The 21,228-nt window shown below is 61.8% G+C and carries 21 protein-coding genes; 11 read left to right on the top strand and 10 right to left on the bottom strand.

The genetic code is table 11. The features are described 5' to 3' along the window. Positions 1-9: 9 nt before the first annotated feature. Positions 10-2,430 carry a bifunctional diguanylate cyclase/phosphodiesterase gene (locus TMS3_RS09185; RefSeq protein ID WP_025164976.1) on the top strand — a complete coding sequence of 807 codons (2,421 nt, stop codon included), beginning with the start codon at positions 10-12 and terminating at the stop codon, positions 2,428-2,430. Between the two features lie 38 nt (positions 2,431-2,468). Here the strand turns inward: TMS3_RS09185 and TMS3_RS09180 are convergent, their stop codons facing one another. Next, positions 2,469-3,368, bottom strand: coding sequence for a DMT family transporter (locus TMS3_RS09180; RefSeq protein ID WP_025164975.1), 900 nt, complete (start codon positions 3,366-3,368; stop codon positions 2,469-2,471). A gap of 265 nt (positions 3,369-3,633) precedes the next feature. Between TMS3_RS09180 and TMS3_RS09175 the strand changes: the two genes are divergently transcribed. Then, a complete protein-coding gene (locus tag TMS3_RS09175) occupies positions 3,634-4,101 on the top strand; it encodes a hemerythrin domain-containing protein (protein ID WP_025164974.1) in 468 nt (155 codons plus the stop codon). A gap of 69 nt (positions 4,102-4,170) precedes the next feature. Here the strand turns inward: TMS3_RS09175 and TMS3_RS09170 are convergent, their stop codons facing one another. Further along, positions 4,171-5,088: a DMT family transporter gene (locus TMS3_RS09170; protein WP_025164973.1), complete on the bottom strand. Its 918-nt coding sequence runs from the start codon at positions 5,086-5,088 to the stop codon at positions 4,171-4,173. A 99-nt stretch (positions 5,089-5,187) separates the two neighbouring features. On the opposite strand from TMS3_RS09170, the gene TMS3_RS09165 reads away from it, so the two are divergent. Together TMS3_RS09165 and TMS3_RS09160 are read left to right on the top strand one after the other, a co-directional pair. Then, complete coding sequence (locus TMS3_RS09165) at positions 5,188-6,072, top strand: LysR substrate-binding domain-containing protein (RefSeq protein WP_025164972.1); 885 nt, start codon at positions 5,188-5,190, stop codon at positions 6,070-6,072. Positions 6,073-6,279: 207 nt separating this feature from the next. Next, a complete protein-coding gene (locus TMS3_RS09160; protein WP_025164971.1) occupies positions 6,280-7,194 on the top strand; it encodes a pirin family protein in 915 nt (304 codons plus the stop codon). 18 nt (positions 7,195-7,212) lie between these two features. On the opposite strand, the gene TMS3_RS09155 is transcribed toward TMS3_RS09160, so the two are convergent. The 4 genes from TMS3_RS09155 to TMS3_RS09140 all read right to left on the bottom strand — a co-directional run bounded on the left by TMS3_RS09155 (position 7,213) and on the right by TMS3_RS09140 (position 9,702). After that, positions 7,213-7,404, bottom strand: a complete 192-nt coding sequence (locus TMS3_RS09155; RefSeq protein WP_025164970.1) for a hypothetical protein — start codon at positions 7,402-7,404, stop codon at positions 7,213-7,215. Positions 7,405-7,556: 152 nt separating this feature from the next. Further along, a complete protein-coding gene (locus TMS3_RS09150; protein ID WP_025164969.1) occupies positions 7,557-7,973 on the bottom strand; it encodes a PaaI family thioesterase in 417 nt (138 codons plus the stop codon). Beyond that, positions 7,970-8,872 carry an alpha/beta hydrolase family protein gene (locus TMS3_RS09145; RefSeq protein ID WP_025164968.1) on the bottom strand — a complete coding sequence of 301 codons (903 nt, stop codon included), beginning with the start codon at positions 8,870-8,872 and terminating at the stop codon, positions 7,970-7,972. Before TMS3_RS09145 ends, TMS3_RS09150 begins: the two co-directional genes overlap by 4 nt. Further along, entirely contained in the window at positions 8,869-9,702 is an 834-nt protein-coding gene (locus tag TMS3_RS09140; protein WP_025164967.1) for an RNA polymerase sigma factor, read from the bottom strand. The genes TMS3_RS09145 and TMS3_RS09140 overlap by 4 nt, the downstream gene beginning before the upstream one ends. 498 nt (positions 9,703-10,200) lie before the next feature. On the opposite strand from TMS3_RS09140, the gene gfa reads away from it, so the two are divergent. The 3 genes from gfa (at position 10,201) to TMS3_RS09125 (ending at position 12,579) form a co-directional block, all read left to right on the top strand. Beyond that, positions 10,201-10,779 (top strand): S-(hydroxymethyl)glutathione synthase, encoded by a 579-nt coding sequence (gene gfa, locus TMS3_RS09135; protein WP_025164966.1) that lies wholly within the window; start codon positions 10,201-10,203, stop codon positions 10,777-10,779. A 271-nt stretch (positions 10,780-11,050) separates the two neighbouring features. Continuing rightward, entirely contained in the window at positions 11,051-11,536 is a 486-nt protein-coding gene (locus tag TMS3_RS09130; RefSeq protein WP_025164965.1) for a peroxiredoxin family protein, read from the top strand. A gap of 356 nt (positions 11,537-11,892) precedes the next feature. Continuing rightward, the gene (locus TMS3_RS09125) at positions 11,893-12,579 is read left to right on the top strand and encodes a TIGR04211 family SH3 domain-containing protein (RefSeq protein ID WP_025164964.1); all 687 of its coding nucleotides are present in this window, start codon (positions 11,893-11,895) and stop codon (positions 12,577-12,579) included. Positions 12,580-13,093: 514 nt separating this feature from the next. Here the strand turns inward: TMS3_RS09125 and TMS3_RS09120 are convergent. Continuing rightward, positions 13,094-14,002, bottom strand: a complete 909-nt coding sequence (locus tag TMS3_RS09120; protein ID WP_025164963.1) for a LysR family transcriptional regulator — start codon at positions 14,000-14,002, stop codon at positions 13,094-13,096. 255 nt (positions 14,003-14,257) lie between these two features. Here TMS3_RS09120 and TMS3_RS09115 point away from each other — a divergent pair, with 255 nt between their 5' ends. The 3 genes from TMS3_RS09115 to TMS3_RS09105 all read left to right on the top strand — a co-directional run bounded on the left by TMS3_RS09115 (position 14,258) and on the right by TMS3_RS09105 (position 17,092). Beyond that, the gene (locus TMS3_RS09115) at positions 14,258-15,244 is read left to right on the top strand and encodes a zinc-dependent alcohol dehydrogenase family protein (protein WP_025164962.1); all 987 of its coding nucleotides are present in this window, start codon (positions 14,258-14,260) and stop codon (positions 15,242-15,244) included. Positions 15,245-15,317: 73 nt separating this feature from the next. After that, positions 15,318-16,280, top strand: a complete 963-nt coding sequence (locus TMS3_RS09110) for an LLM class oxidoreductase (RefSeq protein ID WP_025164961.1) — start codon at positions 15,318-15,320, stop codon at positions 16,278-16,280. A gap of 11 nt (positions 16,281-16,291) precedes the next feature. After that, positions 16,292-17,092 (top strand): SDR family NAD(P)-dependent oxidoreductase, encoded by an 801-nt coding sequence (locus tag TMS3_RS09105; RefSeq protein WP_025164960.1) that lies wholly within the window; start codon positions 16,292-16,294, stop codon positions 17,090-17,092. Positions 17,093-17,158: 66 nt separating this feature from the next. Here TMS3_RS09105 and acuI read toward each other — a convergent pair whose 3' ends face one another. From acuI to TMS3_RS09090, 3 genes are all read right to left on the bottom strand, one after another. Then, the gene (gene acuI / locus TMS3_RS09100) at positions 17,159-18,142 is read right to left on the bottom strand and encodes an acrylyl-CoA reductase (NADPH) (RefSeq protein ID WP_025164959.1); all 984 of its coding nucleotides are present in this window, start codon (positions 18,140-18,142) and stop codon (positions 17,159-17,161) included. Between the two features lie 47 nt (positions 18,143-18,189). Continuing rightward, entirely contained in the window at positions 18,190-18,822 is a 633-nt protein-coding gene (acuR, locus tag TMS3_RS09095; RefSeq protein WP_025164958.1) for an acrylate utilization transcriptional regulator AcuR, read from the bottom strand. 202 nt (positions 18,823-19,024) lie between these two features. Next, entirely contained in the window at positions 19,025-19,864 is an 840-nt protein-coding gene (locus TMS3_RS09090; protein ID WP_200929615.1) for a DUF4437 domain-containing protein, read from the bottom strand. Positions 19,865-20,217: 353 nt separating this feature from the next. Between TMS3_RS09090 and TMS3_RS09085 the strand changes: the two genes are divergently transcribed. Continuing rightward, positions 20,218-21,093, top strand: coding sequence for an AraC family transcriptional regulator (locus TMS3_RS09085; protein ID WP_025164956.1), 876 nt, complete (start codon positions 20,218-20,220; stop codon positions 21,091-21,093). Positions 21,094-21,228: the final 135 nt, after the last annotated feature.

Below are 21,228 nucleotides of genomic sequence, written 5' to 3'. Positions count from 1 at the left end.
AGGCCAACCATGCCCGCGCAATCGGCCGTCGCTCAAGAAGTGGAGTGCCTTCACCGGGCACTGCGTACCCTCAGTGGCTGCAACCGCGCACTACTGCGTGCCGAGAACGAAGCCACCCTGTTCCAGGACATCTGCCGGGTGATCGTCGAGGAAGGCGGTTACAGCCTGGCCTGGGTCGGCCGCGCCGAGAACGACGCCGCCAAAACCGTCACGCCGGTGGCGCATGCCGGGGTCGATCGAGCCTACGTCGACTCGCTCGGCATCAGTTGGGCGGACAACGAACGCGGCCACGGCCCCAGCGGCACCGCCATTCGTACCGGCCAGCAGAGCCTGTCGCACAACCTACTGACCGACCCGAATACCGCGCCCTGGCGCGAGGGCGCCATCGCCCACGACATTGCCTCGGTACTGTCGTTGCCGCTGCGGGTCGAAGGGCAGATATTCGGCGCCCTCGGCATCGGTGCCCCGGAACCCGATGCCTTCGGCCCCCAAGAGCTGGACCTGCTGACCGAGGCCGCCGAGGACCTGGCCTTCGGCATCCAGGCACTGCGCACCAAAGCCCGCCGCGCGCAGGCGGAACAGGAAATCCAGCGCCTCAACCGCGCCCTGTCGACCCGGGTGGCGGTCAACCATGCGCTGATCCATGCCACGCACGAAACCGCCCTGCTTGAGGAGATCTGCCGGGTGCTGGTGAAGGATTGCGGCTATCGCCTGGCCTGGGTCGGTTATCGCCAGGATGATCTGCCCCAGCTCTACCAGCCGATGGCCCATGAAGGCTTCGACGAAGGCTTTCTGGCGCTCGGTGTGACCTGGGGAGCGAGTGCCGAAGGCACGGCCTTTATCCACAAGCTCGAAGATCCACTCACGAACGGCCAACCGATGGTGATGCGCGACATCCTCAATGACCCCGAGGCCCCGCTGCGCGAAGAAGCCCGCGAGCGTGGTTACGCTTCGGCCATAGTGCTGCCATTGCGCGTCGAGGACGCGCTGATCGGCATGCTGAGCATCATGTCGGCTGAAGCCGAGGCCTTCGATGACAAGGAGGTCGAGCTGTTGCTGGCCACCGCCAACGACCTCGGCTTCGGCATCGCCACCCTGCGCACCCGCGCCAGGGCCGTCGAAGCGGAAGCCACCATCCGGCGCATGGCCTTTACCGACACCCTCACCGGCCTGTCCAACCGGGTACGCCTGCGCGAACAACTGGAACAGGCGATCGCCACCGCCAAGCAGGAACGCCGGGCGCTGGGCCTGCTGCAGCTGGAGGTCGGGCGCAATCAGGAGATCAACGAAACCCTCGGCTACCGCGAGAGCGACCGCCTGCAACAGGCCATTGCCACTCGCCTGGTGCAAACCGTGGGAGCGAACCATACGGTCGCGCGCATGGGCGAATACGAATTCGCCGTATTGATGCCCAGCGGTGGCGCGGAACAGGCCATGCAGTTGGCGCAAAAGATTCTGGTGGCACTGTATGAGCCGATCGAGCTGTCCGGGCTGCGCCTGGATGCGCGGGCGAGCATCGGCATCGCCCTCTACCCTGGTCACGACACCGACCCGGATGGCCTGATCCGCCGCGCCAGCAGCGCTCGCGATCAGGCCAAGGCCAGCAGCAGCGGTTATGCCCTGTTCCAGAGCAGCCTGGATCAGGAGTGCGCCCAACACCTGATGCTGATGGGGGACTTGCGCCGGGCAATCGATCACAACGAACTGCTGCTGCACTACCAGCCGAAACTGCAGATTGCCACCAACAAGGTCTGTGGCACCGAGGCCCTGGTGCGCTGGCAGCACCCGCAGCACGGCCTGCTGCCGCCCGACGACTTCATCAAGCTGGCCGAGAACACCGGACTGATCACCCCACTCACCTACTGGGTACTGGATGCGGCGCTGGGCCAACGCTACGCCTGGCATGAAGAAGGCGACGACCGGCCGATCTCGGTCAACCTGTCGGCCCGCGATCTGCGCGACCCCAAGTTGCTCGAGCGCATCCGTGGCGCCTTCGCCACCTGGGGTGCGCAGCCGGACTGGATCGAATTCGAGCTAACCGAAAGCGCATTGATGGAAGACCCGGCAGCAGCGCTGGAGACCCTGATGCAGCTGAAGAACCTCGATACCCACCTGAGCATCGACGACTTCGGCACCGGCTACTCTTCGCTGGCCTACCTGCAGAAACTGCCGGTGGACTCCTTGAAGATCGACCAGTCCTTCGTCACCCGCATGCTGACTGACGACGATGACTCGGCAAAAATCGTGCGCTCCATCGTCGAACTGGCGCACAACCTGGACCTCACGGTAGTCGCCGAGGGCGTCGAGAATCGCGAGACCCTGAACCGTCTGGGCAACTTCGGCTGCGACATCGCCCAGGGCTACTCCATCAGCCGGCCCATTCCCGGCGACCAGTTCCGCTCCTGGGAGGCGCTGTCGACCTGGCATTGAGCAGATACACACACCTCCTCAGATAATCCACGGCAGCGCTAGGCTGGCGCATCACCCAGGCGCGGCGCCGGTTTCGCTTTGCGGAACACCAGTACGTTGCCGAGCATCACCAGAAGCAGGCCGAACAGCGCCGGCGGCGTCCACTGGTAACCTTCGAGAAATACCGAAATATTCAGCGCCACCACCGGAAACAATACGGTGCAATAGGCTGCGCGCTCTGGCCCCATGCGCCCGACCAGGGTCAGGTAGGCGGTGAAGCCAATCACCGAACCGGGAATCGCCAGGTAGAGCAGCGAACCGATATAGCGGCCGCTCCACTCGAAGCCGAATGGCGTGCCACTCACCAGGCAGATCGCCACCAGCATCAGGGCGCCATACAGCATGCCCCAGGCATTGCTGGTCAGCGGTTTGAGGCCGGCCTTCTGCTGCAGGCTGGAGAGCATGTTACCGGCGGAGAAAAACAGCGTGCCGAGCAGCGCCAGACCGATACCCAGCAGGGTTTCCCGACTGGCCGCATGCCCGGCCAGTTCCGGCCAGAACAGCAGGGCTAGTCCCAGCAGCCCCAAGGCGCCGCCGGCCAGCACGTTGGCCGCAACCCGTTGCTTGAAGAACAGCCGCGCGCTCAAGGCATTCCACAGCGTCGCGGTGGAAAAAATCACCGCCACCAGGCCACTGGGTATCCACTGGCTGGCAGTGTAGAAACACAGAAAGTTCAGGCAGAACAGGCACAGGCCCTGGGCCAGGCAGATCAATTGGCCACGGCGGTCGAGCGTTTGCAGTCGGCCGCTGAGCAGCAGCACGGCGAACAGCACCGCCGCAGCCAGGGCAAAGCGGTAGGCAATCGAGGCGGCAATCGCCACCTCGCCCATCTGCAGTTTGATGGCGATCCAGGTGGTGCCCCAGATCAGGACGGTGAGCAGGTACAGCGACAGGTTCATCAGGTGACTCCCAAGTGGATGCCCTGAAGTCTGCGCCGCGCCTGCCGTCGGCACTTGCATAAAATTGCGGGTTTTGAGCTGCAGAGGCTCGGTAAGGTCGGCCTTCAATCCTGACCGGTAAGCTCTTTTCCAGCGCAGATGACCAGTTTCATCGGCACGACCATGGAGTGGAATGGGCGTACTTCATCAGATTGCGCAGGTCTTTTAACCGGCTGTCCTAAGCTTTACGCAAAGGCATCGAGGCTTTGACTCATGAGGATTGAACATGCACCCCTTACTAGAGGAACTGCGCACTTATCACCATAATATTTGCGCCCCCATCGAGCAGATCAAAAGCCTGCTCGACATCTTTAAAGGCGAAACCTGCAACGCGGCCGACCGCAACAAACTCTTCAGGCTACTGGAGTCTCTGCATGGTGAAGCGGAAGCCCTGCATCACCAGAATGAAGAGCTGATTCGCCGCCTACTACTAACCACCCGCGCCCCTGTACATCCACGCGTACTCGACATAGAGCGCGACCATCAAGGCTTTGAGCGCATTGCCAACCAACTCAAGGCCCTCGAGCACTCAAGCCACACACCAAAAGAAATAGCCTCGTTCATCGAGGACTACATCCACAAGTACCATGACCATTTGGACAGCGAGGAAAATATCTTCTTCCCCCTGGCGAACGAATGGCTGAGCGATAACCAATGGCAGGAAATCAAGCGGCAGTGGCAGAAAGAGCGATAGAGCTCGGAGATAAAGGGATCGGAATTATTAACAGCCAGCCACTCCACCCTCGCTGATCGCCCCGCTTGCTTAATCCACGCCCACGACGGGCACGCTGTTGGCTGGCGCCTGACGCTTGCCCGTCTGCAGGATGTACACCCCGCCGATGATCGCTACCACCGCCACTAGATCCACCGCGCTGACCGGTTCGTGCACGAGGAAATAACCGATCAACAAGGCGACCACCGGCGGGATGTAGGTCACGGCTGAAGCAGCCAGAGCACCGAGTCGCTGCACGATAAAGTAGTAAAGAATGTAAGCCAGGCCGGTGCCCAGCAACCCCAGTCCCAGGGATACGCCGGCGAAGGCACGCGCATCCTCGGCAATCCGCTCGATGCCCTGCAGGTCGGTCACCGCGGCAATGACGACCAAGGCAAAGCCGATCTGATAGGTGCACAGTGCCAAGGGCGACATCGTCAACCCGGTCAGGAAGCGCTTGGCATAGACGAACGAACAGCCCACGCTAAGCGAACCCATGACCATGTACAGCACGCCTTCCAGATTAATACCCGAGGCTGCGGCCTCCCACGGCCGAGCGATCAACAGCACACCGAGAAAGCCAAAGACCACACCCAGACTGGTTCGGCCGTTGAGCGGTTCCTGGCGCAGGAACAGCAATGAACAAACAAAAGTGAACAGCGGAATCGCGCCGCTCAACATCCCAGCCACGCTGGACAACAGCAGTGATGTGCCCTTGGCAAACGCGTAGTAATAGATCGCCGTCGCGAGCAGGGCCATCACCAGAAAGTGGTGGGCATAACGCAGGTGACTCCAGCGCAGCGAGCGGCTCAACACGGCAAACAACAGAATCGGCAGAAAGCCGAAGAGCACCCGCAAGAACACGATCTGTCCCGGCGTGATCAAGTCCGCCGCCCACTTCATGAAGATGAAATTGGTGCCCCAGATCAGGCCGAGCAGGCCAAAAGCGAAATAAGCAGTATGTTTCATGACCGGGCCCAAGGTGATTCAAGTGTCGAACGATTGTGTCTGCCCTCAGGAAGCGCTACAAACCATTATGTTTGTCTCTTGAGATAGAAAAACTACTCCATGAAACCGTTACCTCCGATGAAGGCTCTGACGTACTTCGACTCAGCCATGCGACTGCGTAGTTTTTCTCTCGCCGCCGAAGAACTGAACGTCACCCCCGGGGCCGTCAGCCAACAGATCCGCAAGCTCGAAGACTGGCTGGGTGTCAGCCTGTTCATCCGCCAGGTGCGGCAGATCGAGCCGACCCCCGAAGGAACCTCGTACTGGGGACGCATCCAGCCGGCCCTGGCGCAAATCATCAACGCCAGCCAGGCATTACGCGACAGCCGTAGCGCGGGTATCTGGGTGACCATGCCGCCGAGCCTGGCAGCCAAGTGGTTCGCGCGAAGAATGTCGTCCTTCGTCTCGAGCCACCCCACTGTCGCCCTCCACCTGAGCACCTCGACCGTAATGGTGGACTTCGCCGGAGAACCAGTTGACCTGGCGATTCGCTACTTCGACGGCATCGACCCGCAGCTTGATGCGCACCTGCTCTTCACCGATGAAGCCCGGGTTTACTGCACGGCCGCCTATGCCCAGCAACTGGATTTACAGCAGCCGAGCGACCTGGCCAGAGCCACCCTGCTGCACAACACGCTTCATCCCCATTGGGACCTGTGGCTGGCACGCTTCAGCGGCTTGCCAGCAGCACAAATTGCGACGCTGCCCGCCCTGCATTTCGACCAGTCGCTGATGACCATCGATGCCGCCAAGCGCGGACAAGGCGTGGTATTGACCAGCTCACTGCTCACCGAAGAAGAGATGGCCGAAGGCACCTTGATCGAACCCTTCAACCAACGCCTGCCGCTGAGCAAAGGGTTTTATCTGGTTCATCAGCGCCAGGCCAAACTGCGTCCAGCGGTGCAAGCCTTCAAGGACTGGCTTATCCAGCAAGCCGCGAGTTAGTGGCTAGTTGGTAAACGCAGAAACGCAATTCGCCAGACATTAGCGAACCTCCAAAGCACTAAGCCCGGCCTCCTGACGACTGGCGGTCGTACGTCAGAGCGGTTTTTTACCTAATCTGGTTAATCTCCACTGCGGATTTGTGGATCACGCGGGTGCGTTGTCCGTGCAGGCCGAGAACACCACTGCCCAAAGCAAGAGGAACTGAGCATGAGCAACCTGACGAGAAATCCAGAACAGGAATGCGACATCGCCCAGGGCTGTGACGCCGTGGAGCTGATCATTCGGCCACGAGACAAGGACCTCGGCGGCTTTTCAGTACGCCGCACGCTGCCAACCAGCCAACGCAAGATGGTCGGCCCCTGGGCCTTCTTCGACCACATGGGTCCGGCGGAATTTGCCGCCGGCCAGGGCATCAATGTACGCCCGCACCCGCACGTGAATATCGCCACCGTGACCTACCTGTTCGAAGGTGAAATTCTGCACCGCGATTCGCTGGGCAGCCTGCAGGCGATTCGCCCGGGCGACCTCAACCTGATGGTCGCCGGCAGCGGCATCGTCCACTCGGAACGCGAGCGCCCGGAAGTGCGGGACGTGCCGCACCGGCTGCACGGCCTGCAACTGTGGCTGACACTGCCGGAAACCGATGAGGAAATGCAGGCGGCGTTTTATCACTACCCGGCCGCCGACCTGCCCGCCATCACGGTCGCCGGGGTTCCGCTGCGGGTGCTGATAGGCGCGGCCTATGGCGTTACTTCACCGGTCAAGGAGTTTGCCGAAACGCTGTACGTGGAAGCGCATATGCAGGCGGGGCAGACGCTGATCCTGCCGGATGAAGAAGAACGCGCGGTGTATGTCGCCCAAGGCTCGCTAAAGGCGCGCGACATGCTGATTCCCGAGCATTCGATGGCGGTCTTCGCCCAGGAGCCGGGGATTATTCTGGAAGCAGTGGAAGAGTCGCGGATTGCGATTATCGGCGGCGAGAAAATGGGCCGCCGCTATATCGAGTGGAACTTCGTCTCCAGCCGCCAGGAACGCATCGAGCAGGCCAAGCAGGACTGGAAGGCCGGCCGTTTCCCCAAGGTGCCAGGCGACGAGGACGAGTTCATCCCCCTGCCGGAATAGCGCAGGGCCAGCGGGCATTTATCGTTTGAGCAGCGACGAGTCCAACTCGCCGAAACAGTGGACGATCCGCTCGCGAGAAACATCCGGAAAAGCCTTCTGCGTCAGATCCACCAGCACGACCGGCTTGACCCGCCCGGACCTCAGCTGACGCTGCATATAGGCGAACACCTCAGCATCGCTAGCCGGTTCCGTCTGGTTCTGTTCGCTCATTGCGCCTTCCTCCCTTTTGCGGTTGTTAAGCAAAGAAGCCGAAGTGATGAATTCATCATTCCGGCCTCCTGGATTTTAACCAGCCTTGGCCAGCAGCGGAGCATCAGCAGCGCAAAACCCATCGCCGCCGCCCAGGTGCCACGCCAAGCTATTTAAGGTTCCAGCGGTACGGCAAATACCGCACTGGCACGCGCCACCATTCGCTCGCCCACCCGCAGGCTGGCCGTGGCAAAGGCCATCTGCCGACCGCGCTTGGAGTGCTCCAGATGGACCACGACCCACTCGCCGACCTGCACCGTACCGAGATAGTCCAGGGTCATGCTGGCCGTCACCAGTGGCAGCGGCGGCTCACTGGAAAAGGCCATGGCATAGCCCATGCCGACATCCGCCAGGGTCGCCAGCACGCCACCGTGCAAGGTGCCACGACCATTGGCGTGACGCGGTTCGGCACGCAGGCCGATCTCCAGCTGCAAGCCGCTGCCCCGGCAATACACCGGGCCGAGCAGGTCAAGTAGCGGGCTACTGCGGGGCAGCGGGATAAAGCCTTCGGGGATAGTGACATCGGTCATGCGGGCAACCTCCTGCTGCTCATGTTGTCCAGGATGGCCAGGGCGTGCGGCCACAGGCTGTCGGCGAACTGGCGACGAAAGAAACCGCTGTGGCCGACACGGCCGAGTCCATGCTGCGCCGGATCGAGCCGTTCCAGATGGCTCGGCGCATTGCTATAGGCCGCCAGCAGCTTGCGTGTACAGGCCTCGGTCATCGCCTCGTCGTCCTGCAGGCTGATGGCATGAATCGGGAAACGCGCCCGCCGATAACCTGCGCCAATCGCCTGTGGCTCGAGGCCCCAGGCAAAAGTCGGATGCCGGCACCAGCGAATCCATTGCCGCATCACCCCCTGCGGCAAGTCACCCACCAGCCCCAGGCGTCGGCCCGGAAAATAACCCAGCAGGTGATTGAGCAACGGCCCCAGGCTGTGGAATAGCAGCGGCGCGACCCACTTCGAGCGCCAGGCCCAATCACGCCAGTAACCGGCCCCACTGCCGACCGCCAGCAGGCCATCGATCAAGCGCTGAGCGTCCTGGCTGGCCATGCCGGGTTGCTGAGCGCCGAGGCTGTGACCGATCACCCGTAGCGGCAGGTCGGGATGCTGGGCCTTCAGCCAGTGCACCGCCGCGGAGAAATCCTGCTCGGCCCAGATGCCGAAATCCGTGGCGAAGCCGCGCAGCGAACCTGCGTACGCGACCGGCCGCGAGGCGCCCATGCCGCGCGGATCGAAGGTCAGCACCACGCAGCCCTGGCTGGCCAGCCACTCGGCGAAACCGGCATAAAAACGCTGTGGAACGGCCAGAGCCCCCGCCAGCACCACGCTGTGCCGCGGCCGCACATCGAGCGGCGGCGAGAACAACCGCGCGGTCAGGCTGAAGCGGTCGGCGGTGGTCAGGGCGATCACTCGGCCGCCACTCATTGCCAACCTCCAGTGTGCAATTTGAGCACCGCGCGCACGGTCTCGATGACCCGCTGCGGCACCTGGTAGTCGGGGTGAGCGCGAAACACCGCGGCGGCGTCACCCAGTTCGGTGAGGGCGATCAGTTCGGCCTCCGGTGCACGGGTCGTGGGCTTGGCCATTCCCAGCCGCTGCGCCTGCTCGACGGCCAGCAGTTGCTTGTCACAGGTGCAGTTGGCGCAGGCGTTGACCAACCCGCACTGGCGCCGCATGAACTCATCCAGGCGCTGGCGAGCACGCGATAGCCGCTTGCGATAGGCCTCGGGGCTGATCTCCAGCACTTCGGCCGCCGTTGCCGAGTCGAGCCCGAACGTCAGGTCCAGTACATAGGCGGCCCGGTGCTCGCGATCCAGGCACATCAGCATGCCCTGGGTGCAGGCCAATGCCATGCGTTGCGCGCTCAACTTATCCTCGGGGTCAAGCTGACGCGGTTGACCCTCCGCCAGCGCCCGTTCGGCCAGTTGCACACCGAAGCCGAGCTTCTGCGCCAACCCCTCCAGTGACAGCGCCGGCGACTCCTTGGCCCGCGAGCGCGCGGTGAGCAGGTAATTGCTGGCGATGCGGAACATCCAGGTGGCGAAGCGGCTGTCGCCACGAAAGCTGGCGAGATGGGTGGTGATGCGCAGGAGGATTTCCTGGGTCGCGTCCTGGGCATCCTCGCGCTGGTTGAGCATGCGCATGGCCAGGTTGTAGACCGCCGGCTGAATCACCAGCAGCAGGCGATCCAGCGCGGCCAGCTCACCCTGCTGAGCGCGTTGCACCCAGGCGTGATCGATCTCGGGCAATCTCATAGGCGGCGAACTCCTCGGCTGTTGTCCCAGCGCATCAGGCTCTGCAGCTCCTCCAAGGTATACCCCGTGCCTGGCGAGGCGGGAAGCCTGCGATTAGCGGCGCACTGATAGTGGACGATGCGCCGCCGCACAGCGCGCCGTACGCCCCACGGCCAGGTCTGCGCACCTGCACCGCGAGGGTCTAGGAAAACGGGCATAGCAAGATCCTCGTCTGAACCGCACGGTCTGGCGGCTGTTAACTCTTTAGACTCCATGGCGGCAATATTTGTGACTGAGGCCGAGCAAGCGCATGCCGCTGCGCTTGAGCAGATCGGCACAAAAGCCAAGGTTGCCTCCCCGCTCACCCCAGCTTACCTCGCACCGGCCAGCGCCCGAACGTCCCAAACCGCACGGCGCCAGCAACGCGAGCGCTGAACTTTAGCCGGCAGGAAAAGATCAAATGAAGGTTGAGATTTAACGCAGGTGCAATCGTCACTTTGACTACTCAGGAGCTAGGCAATGACTGGCACATTTTCGCTTCACCCATCGATCGACGGCGGCATCCAGGCGGGCTCAAGCAGCTTCACGGGCGGCACCCTTGCCTGTCGCTGCGCCAAGGACCCAGTGCGAGTAAGGGTTGACTCACAATCGGCGCACAACCATGCCTGCGGCTGCACCAAGTGCTGGAAGCCCAAGGGCGCGCTGTTCTCCCTGGTGGCGGTGGTGCCGCGTGACAAGCTGAAGGTCACCGAGCATGCGGAGAAGCTGGCAGTGGTTGACCCCAAGGCCACCATCCAGCGGCACGCCTGCAGCCAGTGCGGCGTACATATGTACGGCCGCATCGAAAATAGCGGACACCCCCTCTACGGACTCGACTTCATTCACACCGAACTGTCGACAGAGCCGGGCTGGTCCGAGCCGAAATTCGCCGCGTTTGTCTCCTCGATCATCGAGTCGGGCACCGATCCGCAGATGATGGGCGCCGTGCGCGCCCGGCTGAAGGAACTCGGCCTGGAGCCCTATGATTGCCTGTCGCCCGACCTGATGGACGCCATCGCCACGCACACTGCCAAGGCCTCAGGGGTACTGAAGCGCTGAGCTGGGGCGCTTATGCCGGGTCTCGGCCATGCTCCGGCTCAAGCGTTGGCTGCGCGGCCTCGTACGGAAGATCTGCACAGCGAACCGCTGAGGACAGTGGATAAACGGTAACCGTTACCGCGCCGCCCCCCGGCGCTGGAATGAAGTTGCGATTATGCTGAGCAGAACCACCTGCGCGGCTGGTTACCGGTTATGCCCCTGCTGGCAGTTGCAGCAGGTTGGCCAGTAGCCCAAGCGCAAGGCGCAATAGAGGGCTGCACAGGAGCCCGATATGACACGCTCACACACGCCGGCACCCGAATGGCAGGTAGAACGCTGGTTCAACACTCAGCAACCGCTGAGCCTTGCCAGCCTGCGCGGCAAGGTGGTGGTACTGGAAGCCTTTCAGATGCTCTGTCCCGGCTGCGTGAGCGAAGGCTTACCCCAGGCGCAACGGGTGCATGCCACCTTCTCACCCGATCAGGTGGCGGTTGTCGGCCTGCACACGGTCTTCGAACACCACCAGGCGATGACGCCGGTCTCCCTGGAAGCCTTCCTGCACGAGTACCGCATCACCTTCCCAGTCGCCGTCGACTTGTCCGACCCGCAGAGCTCCATTCCACACACCATGCGGAACTACTCGATGCGCGGTACGCCAACGCTGATTCTGCTCGATGCCGAGGGCTGCATCCGTCAACACTACTTCGGCAAAGTCAGCGACCTGGCTCTGGGCGCGGAAATCGCCCTGTTGCTTGCCGAGGCCGCAGAGCGAGCCTGATTGGCCAAGGCCTTGCGCCAGGCAAAGAGGACAGCTGCAGCGGTAGGAAGGGCTAAAAGTAAATCACCCGCCCATTCGAATGTGGCCCTTCGGGTTTTGCTTGCCCAGTGCCTGAAGCCTCGTGAGTGAACCCTGCGCGACTTCAAGTGTCTGTCACTTGGCGGACTGTCGGGATGGCATACGAGCCACGCCCCTCCAGGGAGACTTATAGAATTTCCCACCGCCGCAGCAGCCACCTCTGTTGCCGTCGTAACAACAAGTCCGTCACTACCCTGGCGGAGCCTATTGGCTACTGCCCCATCGTGTTCTCGCTGGCCATCGGAGCCTTTATCTTTCCTTTTCCATGTGAAGTCCTCATGCCCCTATTTCGTTATCTTTCTGTACTGCTCTCTCGTCTTTCCAGCCTCCGGATCAGCTCGCGGCGCCTTACTCTCAGCAGCGCCCTACTCGGTGCCCTGCTCACTGTCTACGGCCCAGCCCAAGCCCAGGAGGACGCCGGCAATACGCGCTGGGTCAGCGACAGTCTCAACACCTATGTTCGCAGCGGCCCGACTGACGGCTACCGCATAGTCGGCACGCTCCAATCCGGGCAGAAGGTCGAGCTGCTCAGCACCCAAGGCAACTACAGCCAGATCCGCGGCGAGGACGGCGACACCGTCTGGATTCCCAGCCGCGACCTGCAGGACATACCTGGCCAGGCCGAGCGCTTACCGCAGCTGGAGCAACAAGTCACCGAGCTCAGCGACCAGCTCAAGACCATCGACGACAACTGGAAAACCCGGGTACAGGGCTTGCAGGAGACACTGGACTCGCGCAAAGCATTGATCGAAGAACTGCAAGCACGCCGCACAGCCCTCGATGCCGAGCTCAGCGAAACCCAATCGGAGCTGCGCACCGTGCAGGCGCAACTGGGCGATGAGAACAATCAGCTGTTGATGCGCTACCTGGTCTACGGCGCCAGCATCGCCGGCGCTGGCCTGCTCCTCGGCCTACTCCTGCCGGCTCTGACCCGAGGACGCAAGCGCAACGACCGCTGGTTCTGAACACCCACCTGGCGCTGCTGCACTCCGCACGTGGCGTCTTAAGGACGTCCCAGTCGCCGCAGATTTCCAGGCACGGCGTGGCAGTGGAGGCGAGGTCGCCTGAATATATTCCCTGAGAAAAGTGCTCTGCGGCTTTCCAGCCTACGCAGGCTTGGGAGCAAGGCGCTTTTTGTCCGACAGTTGTTGGGCTGGATACAAAGGACGACTGCAGCTAGTCGCGAAAGGCGGCAGTCGACCCAAGCTGGGTGAAACGTTTAAAGCGAGTCTGACAGTCAGAACCGCAATCAAAATCGCGTTCCTACGCAAAGTACAGGTCTGCTGACCAACCAAACGCTGGCAAATTATTAAGTAGCAACGCCGACTTCAAAACGTCGCATGCGTTTTCACACAACCTGGGCCCGAAGCTGTCGCAGGGAACAGGCAGAAGCCAACCAAAAGCGAACTAATCCCTACCAAACTGAACGGGTCTAACCTTGAGGCGTAGAGGTATCTAGGAACGCGGGCCTATTCAATATTACGCCCCCGGCAGTGCCTTATCCCAGTAAGGCTCCTCACCAAAGTATTCGGCGTAGAAGTCGATAAAGGCCCGCACCTTGGGGGCTAGCTGACGTGCGCTGGAGTACATCGCCCAGATCGCGGTGTGCGCAATCAGAGGGTTGTTCGGTAGCACCTGAACCAGTTCGCCGCGCGCCATGTGCTGATAGACACTCCAGGTCGAACTGATGGCGATGCCTAGCCCGCTGACACAGGCGTCGCGCATGGCTTCACCATTGTCGGTACGCAGTTGACCATGGGTCTTGATACTGGCCGGGCCACTCGCTGTAGCGAATACCCAGGTTTCCAGTCCCAGCAGATTGATGCATTGATGATTGAGCAGATCCTGAGGCGAGCGCGGTTCTCCGTAATGCTTCAGATATTCCGGCGAAGCGCAGATGATGCGCTGGTCGGGTGCCAGCTTACGGGCAATCAGGCTTGAGTCCTTGAGCTCGGCATTACGAATCGCAATATCGAAGCCGCCCTCGACCAGGTCGACAATCGAGTCGGACAGCCGCAGGTCCAGTGACAAATGCGGATAGTGGGCGAGAAACGCCTTCAGCGAAGGCACCAGATGCATGCGCCCGAACGAAGCAGGTGCCGTGACCCGTAATGTCCCCCTGGGCGCCATACTGCCCGCGCCCACCGAGGCGCGCGCCATTTCCACACTGGCCAGCACTTCTTCAGCATAGGGTAGAAACGCTTCGCCCTCCTGAGTGAGCGACACCTTGCGCGTGGTGCGATGCAGCAGCCGTACCCCAAGCCCTTCCTCCAGCTTGCTGATATGTGCACTGGCCACCGCAGGAGACAGGCCCAGCTCTTGACCGGCCTGACTGATGTTGTGGGTGACCGCCAGCCTGACGAATAGCTTGAGATGCTCGATGTTCATGGCCGATATTCAACCAAATCTAAAAAGTGATTGCTTTTTATAGGTGATTATCAGCAAGAGGTCTATCAAATATGCTGATTCCATAAAGCACACAGCACTTACGGCAAACCGTTAGTTAAGCATGTTCGAAACATGGGCTGGATGAACCAGCCTTAACCGCCATTGCAACCAACGCCCACCGGCCTGCACCCGGCCGTGTGGCACCAGGGCCACTCAGTGTTTTGACGGCCACTCGACATACTCAGGAGATATTCCATGAAAGCGATGATCCTCAACCAGTACGGCGAAAACGCCGCCTTCCAAGCCGCCGAACTGCCGAAGCCGGTGGTCAAGGCTGGCCATGTGCTCGTGCGCATCGCCGCCACCAGCGTGAATACCGTCGACACCATGATCCGGCAGATGGGCCAGGACCTGCCGCTGTCGCCTGCCCTGCCCGCCGTTCTGGGAATGGACTTCGCCGGCACCATCGAGGCCATCGGTGAAGGCGTCAGCGGCTTCGCGCCGGGCGACGAGGTGTACGGCTGTGCCGGTGGCCTGGCCGACCTGCAAGGCACGCTGGCCGAGTACATGCTGGCCGACACCCGCTTGATTGCCCACAAGCCCAAGTCGCTGTCGATGCGTGAGGCGGCCGCCTTGCCACTGGTGGGCATCACCGCCTACGAAGGGCTGCAGCGCGCCGGCACCCACGCCGGACAGCGCGTGCTGGTACACGGTGGTGCGGGCGGTGTTGGCCACGTGGCCGTGCAATTGGCCAAGCACCTGGGCGCGGAGGTGTACGCCACCTGCTCGGGTGAGCAGCAAGCCCGCGTGATCGAGGGCTATGGCGCCACGCCGATCAACTACAAGAACGAGTCGGTCGCCGACTATGTGGCGAAGCACACCGACGGGAAGGGTTTCGAGATCGTCTTCGACAGCGTTGGCGGCGCCAACATGGCCAACTCCTTCGAGGCCGCGGCGCTGAATGGCCAGGTGGTGACCACCGTCTCCATGCTGGAGCTGGACCTGACCCCCGCACACTTCAAGGGCCTGTCGGTGCATGTGGTGTTCATGCTGATCCCCATGCTGCACAACCACAAACGCGAAGAGCATGGCGCCATTCTCACGAAACTCGCCGAGATCGCCGATGCCGGGGCGCTCAAGCCGCTGCTGGACGACACACAGTTTGCCCTCGAAGACATCGGCCAGGCCCATGCACGCCTGGGTAGTGGGCAGGCGATGGGCAAGGTGGTCGTCGAGCTCTAAGCCCATCGACGACGCGCACTGCAGGCGGGCCCTAGGCGTAGAACCCGTCGCATTCATGACAAGAGGTGTATCGATGATGTCCGAACATCAGGGCTTCGCCCCCATCAATCAGGGGTACGAGGCGGTCTTTCGCCTGAACAGGCTGAGCCTCGGCCTCGTGGTGCCCATCGAGCGCTATGCGGACAGTCCTGTCCCCTCGATGCGCGCTCATCTCAAGCGGGTCAGACTGGCCGAACAGCTAGGGTTCGCCGCGGTCTGGCTGCGCGACGTGCCGTTCAACGTGCCATCGTTCGGAGATGCCGGCCAGCTCTACGACCCTTTTGTCTACCTGGGCCTGCTGGCCGGCCAGACCGAACGCATCGCGCTGGGCGTCGCCAGTGTCGTACTGCCCTTGCGTCACCCAGCCCATGTGGCCAAGGCCGCCGCCAGCGCCGACGCCCTGTCGGGCGGCCGCCTGCTTCTAGGCGTTGCCTCGGGTGACCGGCCGGACGAATATCCCGCCCTCAACCTGAACTACGAAGATCGTGGCACGCGCTTTCGCGACAGCTTCGACTACATCCAGCGGATTTGGCAGAACTCTCCTTCGTTCGACAATCGCTACGGCAGCCCAGGCAAGGGCATGGACATGCTGCCCAAGCCCGCCGCAGAAAAAGTGCCATTGCTGATCACCGGCGCCAGCCAGCAGAGCCCGGAATGGCTGGCACGCAATGGCGACGGCTGGCTCACCTATCCACGTCCCGTGGCGGTTCAGCAGCAGATCATCGGCGACTGGCGAGCACGGACTACTGCTTCCGGCCACGGGCTCAAACCGGCCATGCAGTCGCTCTACATCGACCTGCTCGAAAAAGATGATGCACCGCCCCAGGCGATCCATCTCGGATTCCGCGCAGGCATGCACTACCTGCGGGCCTACCTGAAATCGCTCGAGGCCATCGGCATCAATCATGTGGCGCTGAATCTGCGCTTCAACCAGGCCAACATTGAAACCACGCTGCAGCGCATCGCCGACGAGCTGTTGCCGGACTTTACTACCTGAGGAGGTGACCCATGCAAAAGACCATTCTGATTACCGGCGCCACGGACGGCATCGGCCTGGAAACGGCCAAGCTCCTGTGCTCCCAGGGGCATCGGGTGCTGCTACATGGGCGCAATCCGGCAAAGCTGGAGGCGGCCCGGCAGGCGCTGTCAGACAGTGGCCGCACGGAGACTTACCTGGGCGACCTGTCCGACCTGAGCGAAGTCGTGGCGCTCGCCCAGACCATCGCCACGCATCATGGCAGGCTCGATGTGCTGATCAACAATGCGGGCATCTTCCGCACCGCTGAAAGCTGCACGGCGGATGGCTTGGACCTGCGCTTTGCGGTCAACACCCTCGCCCCCTACCAGTTGACCCGGCAACTGCTGCCCGTGCTGGCGCCCGGCGCCCGGGTGGTCAACCTGTCTTCTGCCGCACAGTCGCCCGTTGACCTGAATGCGCTGGCTGGGCGAACCAGGATCGCTGACCAGTTCGAAAGCTATGCGCAGAGCAAGCTGGCCCTGACCATGTGGACCCATGGCATGGCGCACGCGCTAAAGGACAGCGGGCCGTTGCTGGTAGCAGTGAATCCCGGCTCCCTGCTGGCCACCAAAATGGTCAAGGAAGGCTTCGGCATGGCCGGCAAGGACCTGCGCACGGGCGCGGACATTCTGGTCAGGGCAGCACTCTCGGATGAGTTTGCGGCAGCCTCTGGCCGTTACTTCGACAATGACACCGGGCGCTTCGCCTCGCCGCACCCTGATGCGCTGGATCTGCAGAAGTGCCAAGAGGTCGTTCAGGTTATCGAGGCGATGCTGGCGAAATATAGCTAGCGCCCCCCTGTTTACACCTGGCCTGCAGTTGCCGCCATGGCATCAACCCTGGCGGCAGCCTAGTGTTCAGCGATTGACATCCACCACAACCCGCCCTCGAACCTTGCCGTCGAGCAGGTCATGGGCCACGTCTATTGCCTCACTGAGCGCAATTTCCCGAGTGATCTCATCCAGCTGCGCCAAATTCAGGTCCGAGCACAGGCGCTGCCAAGCCGCTACCCGCTCCTCATAGGGGCGGGTGACGCTGTTGATGCCCAACAGGCTGATGCCGCGCAGGATGAAGGGGGCCACAGTGGCCGGAAAATCCATGCCTTGGGCCAGGCCGCAGGCCGCAACCGCGCCGTCTGAACGTGTGCTGGCGCAGACATTGGCCAGAGTATGACTACCTACCGAGTCGATTGCGGCCGCCCAGCGCTCAGATGCCAAGGGGCGCCCGGGGCTGCTCAGTTCTGCCCGGTCGATAATAGTGGTTGCTCCGAGGCGCTTCAGGTAGTCACTCTCCGCCGGGCGACCAGTTGAGGCGGTTACCGAGTATCCCAGGCCAGCCAGTAATGCGATGGCGAAGCTGCCGACCCCGCCATTGGCTCCAGTCACTAGCACCTCACCACTGTCTGGTGACAGGCCGTGACGCTCCAGCGCCATCAGACAGAGCATGGCGGTGTAGCCGGCAGTGCCGATTGCCATGGCCTGACGTGCGCTCAGTTGATCGGGCAGCGGGATCAGCCAGTCGCCCTTGAGCCTGGCTTTCTGGGCCAGCCCGCCCCAATGCGTTTCACCGACACCCCAGCCATTGAGCAACACCCGGTCGCCAATCTTGTAGCGCGCATGATTGCTGACTTCGACGGTTCCAGCCAGGTCAATACCGGGGACCATGGGAAATCGGCGCACGACCGGACCGCGGCCACTGATGGCGAGGCCATCCTTGTAGTTGAGGGTACTGAACTCGACGCGCACCGTGACGTCGCCCTCCGGAAGCCGCACGTCCTCCAACTCAGTCATCCGCGCCTGATAACCGTCTTCACTCTTATCAACAAGTATTGCCTTGAGCATGGCCTCCCCCTATTTAGACTGATCGTCTATAAATAATCAAAAATCAACTATCTCGCCGCCCCGGCCAGAAAGCCGGCGACGAAGGTGTCTAGCGGTTGTGTGTTCTGGACCAGCTTTGTGCGTAACACAGCGCCTTCCCAGCCTATCCAGAAATAGGCGGCAAGAGCATCGCAATTACTGTCTGTTCGCAGTTGCCCGAGGCTGGCCGCCTGTGCCAGGCAAATAGCCAGCCGCTTTTGCCAGTCGAGCAGGATGCTCTCCAGCTCTTGGCGAAAACTGGCAGGTAATACCGTGATCTCCTGGCCAAGGTTGCCGACCAGGCACCCCCGGCGAAACTGGTGCTTCGCCATGCCTGCTTTGGCGTCTTCGACGAAGTTACTCAGACGCTGCAGGGGTAGTACGTTGTCCTCCAGCAGCCAGCGGTCCAGCTTGCGCGCGAAGTAGGTGGCGTAGCACTGCAGCACCTCCCGACCGAAAGCTTCCTTGCTGTCGAAGTAGTGATAGAACGACCCCTTGGGGACGCGAACACGCTTCAGGACTGTATCTATCCCCGTGGCCGCAAACCCCTGTTCGGTCAGCACCTCCATGCCGCAATGCAGTAGCACCTCGCGAGTGTCTTCAAAACTCCTCGCGATCTTGGGGGGGCGGCCACGACGGGCCTGAGGCTTGGCAGTAGTCATGGCGGAATATTAGACCGACCGTCTAGAATATCAATCGTCTGGTGGTAGTTCTGGCATCGTCAGGCGCTTGAAAAGGCTGCGTTATCTGAGGGCAACTCATCAGGCCGGGGCTCTATGATGAGCTGTCAACCGAGCACGCGTTGAGTAGTGGATGGCCTGCACCTACGGAGAGAAGCGGCTAGGCAATAGGCTGGGAAGTACTTTATTGCCTGGTTGTTAATTCGTAGTTGCCGTCTGTACGGATGTAGATGAGCGCCCCGCCATCTGTCGTTGAAACTTCATGATTGAAGGTGCCAGCAGAGGCGAAATAACTGCCTGCTTTCAGGGTCTTTGTTTCCTTGAGATCCGTTGATCGGTAAGCAACATCTCCCTGAATTACCACCCCTCGGAACTCACTCGCGTCTGTGCCGATGCTGCCTCGATAGCCCGGCGCAAGTCTGACCATCGTTCCACTCAACGCCCCCGGTTGGTGACTGCCCCACAACTGGGTAATCCCTGCGGGCTGCCCATGGGTCGGCTTCAGGTCACCGTGGTCCAGCCAGACAAGATTGCTTTCGTGCAGATTGACTGGTCTTTCGCCGTTGTCGAAATGTTGGTCGGAGGGCTGGACCAGATAAGGGCCGCTATCGATCTCTAAATAAATGAGATTGTCCTCTCCACTTGCCGCCGTAATGTGGTCCTCTCCTGCTGGCTGAGCCCAGAACGAGCCGGCCGGCATCCACATTTTTTCTGCGCCGGGATCATCGTTGTGCATCATGCCCTCAATGACAATTCCTCGGTACGAGATGTTGTGGATGTGCGGTGGGGAGGCAAACCCCTTTTTGAACCTGACCAGCATGCCTGTAGCGGTATCTATGTTGCGATCCCCCCAAAGGTCAGCAGCACCGGGGCTATTTTCTCCACGGAGAGGGTTCAGATACCCCCATTTGACCTCATCGGCAGTGACAACCTGCGAACGGAATTCATCACTCAGGGTGATGGCTGGTGATAACGCTAGGGCGATAGATAGCGCTAAGGCCTGCGAGGTTTTATTCACAATCACGCTTCATTTCCTATGTTTGCACTCACCAATCAGGCAAGCATAGGAGTCTTGGCCCTGTAGAAAAACTGCCAGAATAAGAAAGTAAATCAACACATTATTGATAATGGCGTTGGCGGGATGCCCTTGCGGCACCTACAGATGAGTGCAGTCACCGGACGCATACGCAGCAATACCTGTTCATGACTGCCCGCTTTTGGCCGCGCTCTGCCCCCATCTCAAACCAAACCTTGCCCAATTCAACACACATCCACTTGGCCGCCGCCGCCCCACTTGCCCAATCTTGCGCTTTTCTGTCCTGCGGGGCTGGCAGCTGGGCTTGCTCGGCGTAGCATATCGGGGCCAAGGGGATGCTTATGTCGCAACTCGAACAGCTACAGGTCTTTCAGAGTATGAACAGCTCGCCGCACGCGCGCCTGCAGCGCAGCGCCGAGCTGGGCGATGGGTTGGTCGCGGCGCTGTGGAGCAACCGTGACGACCGCCGCGCCTACCAGGCACCGACCCACCACACTCTGTCCTGCTACCTGGCGGGCGGCACCGGCACCTTTCGCCGCGAGCGCCCGAGCAGCAAGGGTGCACCGGACAAACTGTGCGTGCTGCCGGCCGGCCACCAATCGGCCTGGGTGATCGACGGCGAGATCCATCTGGCGCACCTGTACATCGGCGAGGAACAGTTTGCCCAAGGCGCGGTCCGCCTGCTCGACCGCGAACCGCGGGAGCTGCAACTGCGCGAAAGTACCTTCCTCGACGACCCGCAGCAGGCCCTGCGCTTTCGCCAACTGTGTCGGCTCAACTGGCAGGAACCCGGCGAACGCCTGCTGACCAGCAGCCTGGCCCATGATCTGCTCGACCATGCCCTGTTGTCCCAGGTCGGCCGCCGCGATGGCCTGCGGCTGAGCGGTGGCCTGGCGCCGACGCAACGTCGCCGTCTGCGCGAATTTATCGAGGAGCACCTCAGCGAGCCGCTCAGCCTGGGCCATCTGGCCGGTCTCTGCGCGCTGTCCGAGTACCATTTCGCGCGGATGTTTCACCTGAGTTTCGGCATGCCGCCGCACCGCTACCTGCTCAGCCGCCGTCTGGCGCGGGCGCAAGCGCTGCTGCGCCAGACCGCCCAGCCGTTGGGCGAGATTGCCCTGGCCTGCGGCTTCTCCAGCGCCAGTCACTTCAGCAACCGCTTTCGTCAGGCTTACGCCGCCACGCCGGGGCAGTACCGCCTGGCGTTCGCCGGCTGAGCCACGGTTCCAGGCCTCATTCGCCGCCGGCAGCATGCTCGGCAACGCCCTGCTAATCCACGCTCAGCTGTGCCAAAATTGTCGGCTTCCCACGGCTTCGGCGGCGCCATGTCCGGACTCCATCGCTCGCACCCG

This window comes from Pseudomonas taeanensis MS-3 (assembly GCF_000498575.2).
Classification (GTDB): domain Bacteria; phylum Pseudomonadota; class Gammaproteobacteria; order Pseudomonadales; family Pseudomonadaceae; genus Aquipseudomonas; species Aquipseudomonas taeanensis.
The sequence above is the reverse complement of the archived record's forward strand: the minus strand, read 5'-3'. Positions and strand labels throughout refer to the sequence as shown.

Bases quoted from the DNA above. Each gene is read 5' to 3' on its own strand.
- TMS3_RS09110 (WP_025164961.1), top strand. From the start codon at position 15,318: ATGATGTCCGAACATCAGGGCTTCGCCCCCATCAATCAGGGGTACGAG.
- TMS3_RS09165 (WP_025164972.1), top strand. From the start codon at position 5,188: ATGAAACCGTTACCTCCGATGAAGGCTCTGACGTACTTCGACTCAGCC.
- TMS3_RS09120 (WP_025164963.1), bottom strand. From the start codon at position 14,002: ATGAACATCGAGCATCTCAAGCTATTCGTCAGGCTGGCGGTCACCCAC.
- TMS3_RS09105 (WP_025164960.1), top strand. From the start codon at position 16,292: ATGCAAAAGACCATTCTGATTACCGGCGCCACGGACGGCATCGGCCTG.
- TMS3_RS09170 (WP_025164973.1), bottom strand. From the start codon at position 5,088: ATGAAACATACTGCTTATTTCGCTTTTGGCCTGCTCGGCCTGATCTGG.
- TMS3_RS09180 (WP_025164975.1), bottom strand. From the start codon at position 3,368: ATGAACCTGTCGCTGTACCTGCTCACCGTCCTGATCTGGGGCACCACC.
- TMS3_RS09160 (WP_025164971.1), top strand. From the start codon at position 6,280: ATGAGCAACCTGACGAGAAATCCAGAACAGGAATGCGACATCGCCCAG.
- TMS3_RS09115 (WP_025164962.1), top strand. From the start codon at position 14,258: ATGAAAGCGATGATCCTCAACCAGTACGGCGAAAACGCCGCCTTCCAA.
- acuR (WP_025164958.1), bottom strand. From the start codon at position 18,822: ATGACTACTGCCAAGCCTCAGGCCCGTCGTGGCCGCCCCCCCAAGATC.
- TMS3_RS09175 (WP_025164974.1), top strand. From the start codon at position 3,634: ATGCACCCCTTACTAGAGGAACTGCGCACTTATCACCATAATATTTGC.
- TMS3_RS09185 (WP_025164976.1), top strand. From the start codon at position 10: ATGCCCGCGCAATCGGCCGTCGCTCAAGAAGTGGAGTGCCTTCACCGG.
- gfa (WP_025164966.1), top strand. From the start codon at position 10,201: ATGACTGGCACATTTTCGCTTCACCCATCGATCGACGGCGGCATCCAG.
- TMS3_RS09140 (WP_025164967.1), bottom strand. From the start codon at position 9,702: ATGAGATTGCCCGAGATCGATCACGCCTGGGTGCAACGCGCTCAGCAG.
- TMS3_RS09155 (WP_025164970.1), bottom strand. From the start codon at position 7,404: ATGAGCGAACAGAACCAGACGGAACCGGCTAGCGATGCTGAGGTGTTC.
- TMS3_RS09130 (WP_025164965.1), top strand. From the start codon at position 11,051: ATGACACGCTCACACACGCCGGCACCCGAATGGCAGGTAGAACGCTGG.
- TMS3_RS09125 (WP_025164964.1), top strand. From the start codon at position 11,893: ATGCCCCTATTTCGTTATCTTTCTGTACTGCTCTCTCGTCTTTCCAGC.
- acuI (WP_025164959.1), bottom strand. From the start codon at position 18,142: ATGCTCAAGGCAATACTTGTTGATAAGAGTGAAGACGGTTATCAGGCG.
- TMS3_RS09085 (WP_025164956.1), top strand. From the start codon at position 20,218: ATGTCGCAACTCGAACAGCTACAGGTCTTTCAGAGTATGAACAGCTCG.
- TMS3_RS09150 (WP_025164969.1), bottom strand. From the start codon at position 7,973: ATGACCGATGTCACTATCCCCGAAGGCTTTATCCCGCTGCCCCGCAGT.
- TMS3_RS09145 (WP_025164968.1), bottom strand. From the start codon at position 8,872: ATGAGTGGCGGCCGAGTGATCGCCCTGACCACCGCCGACCGCTTCAGC.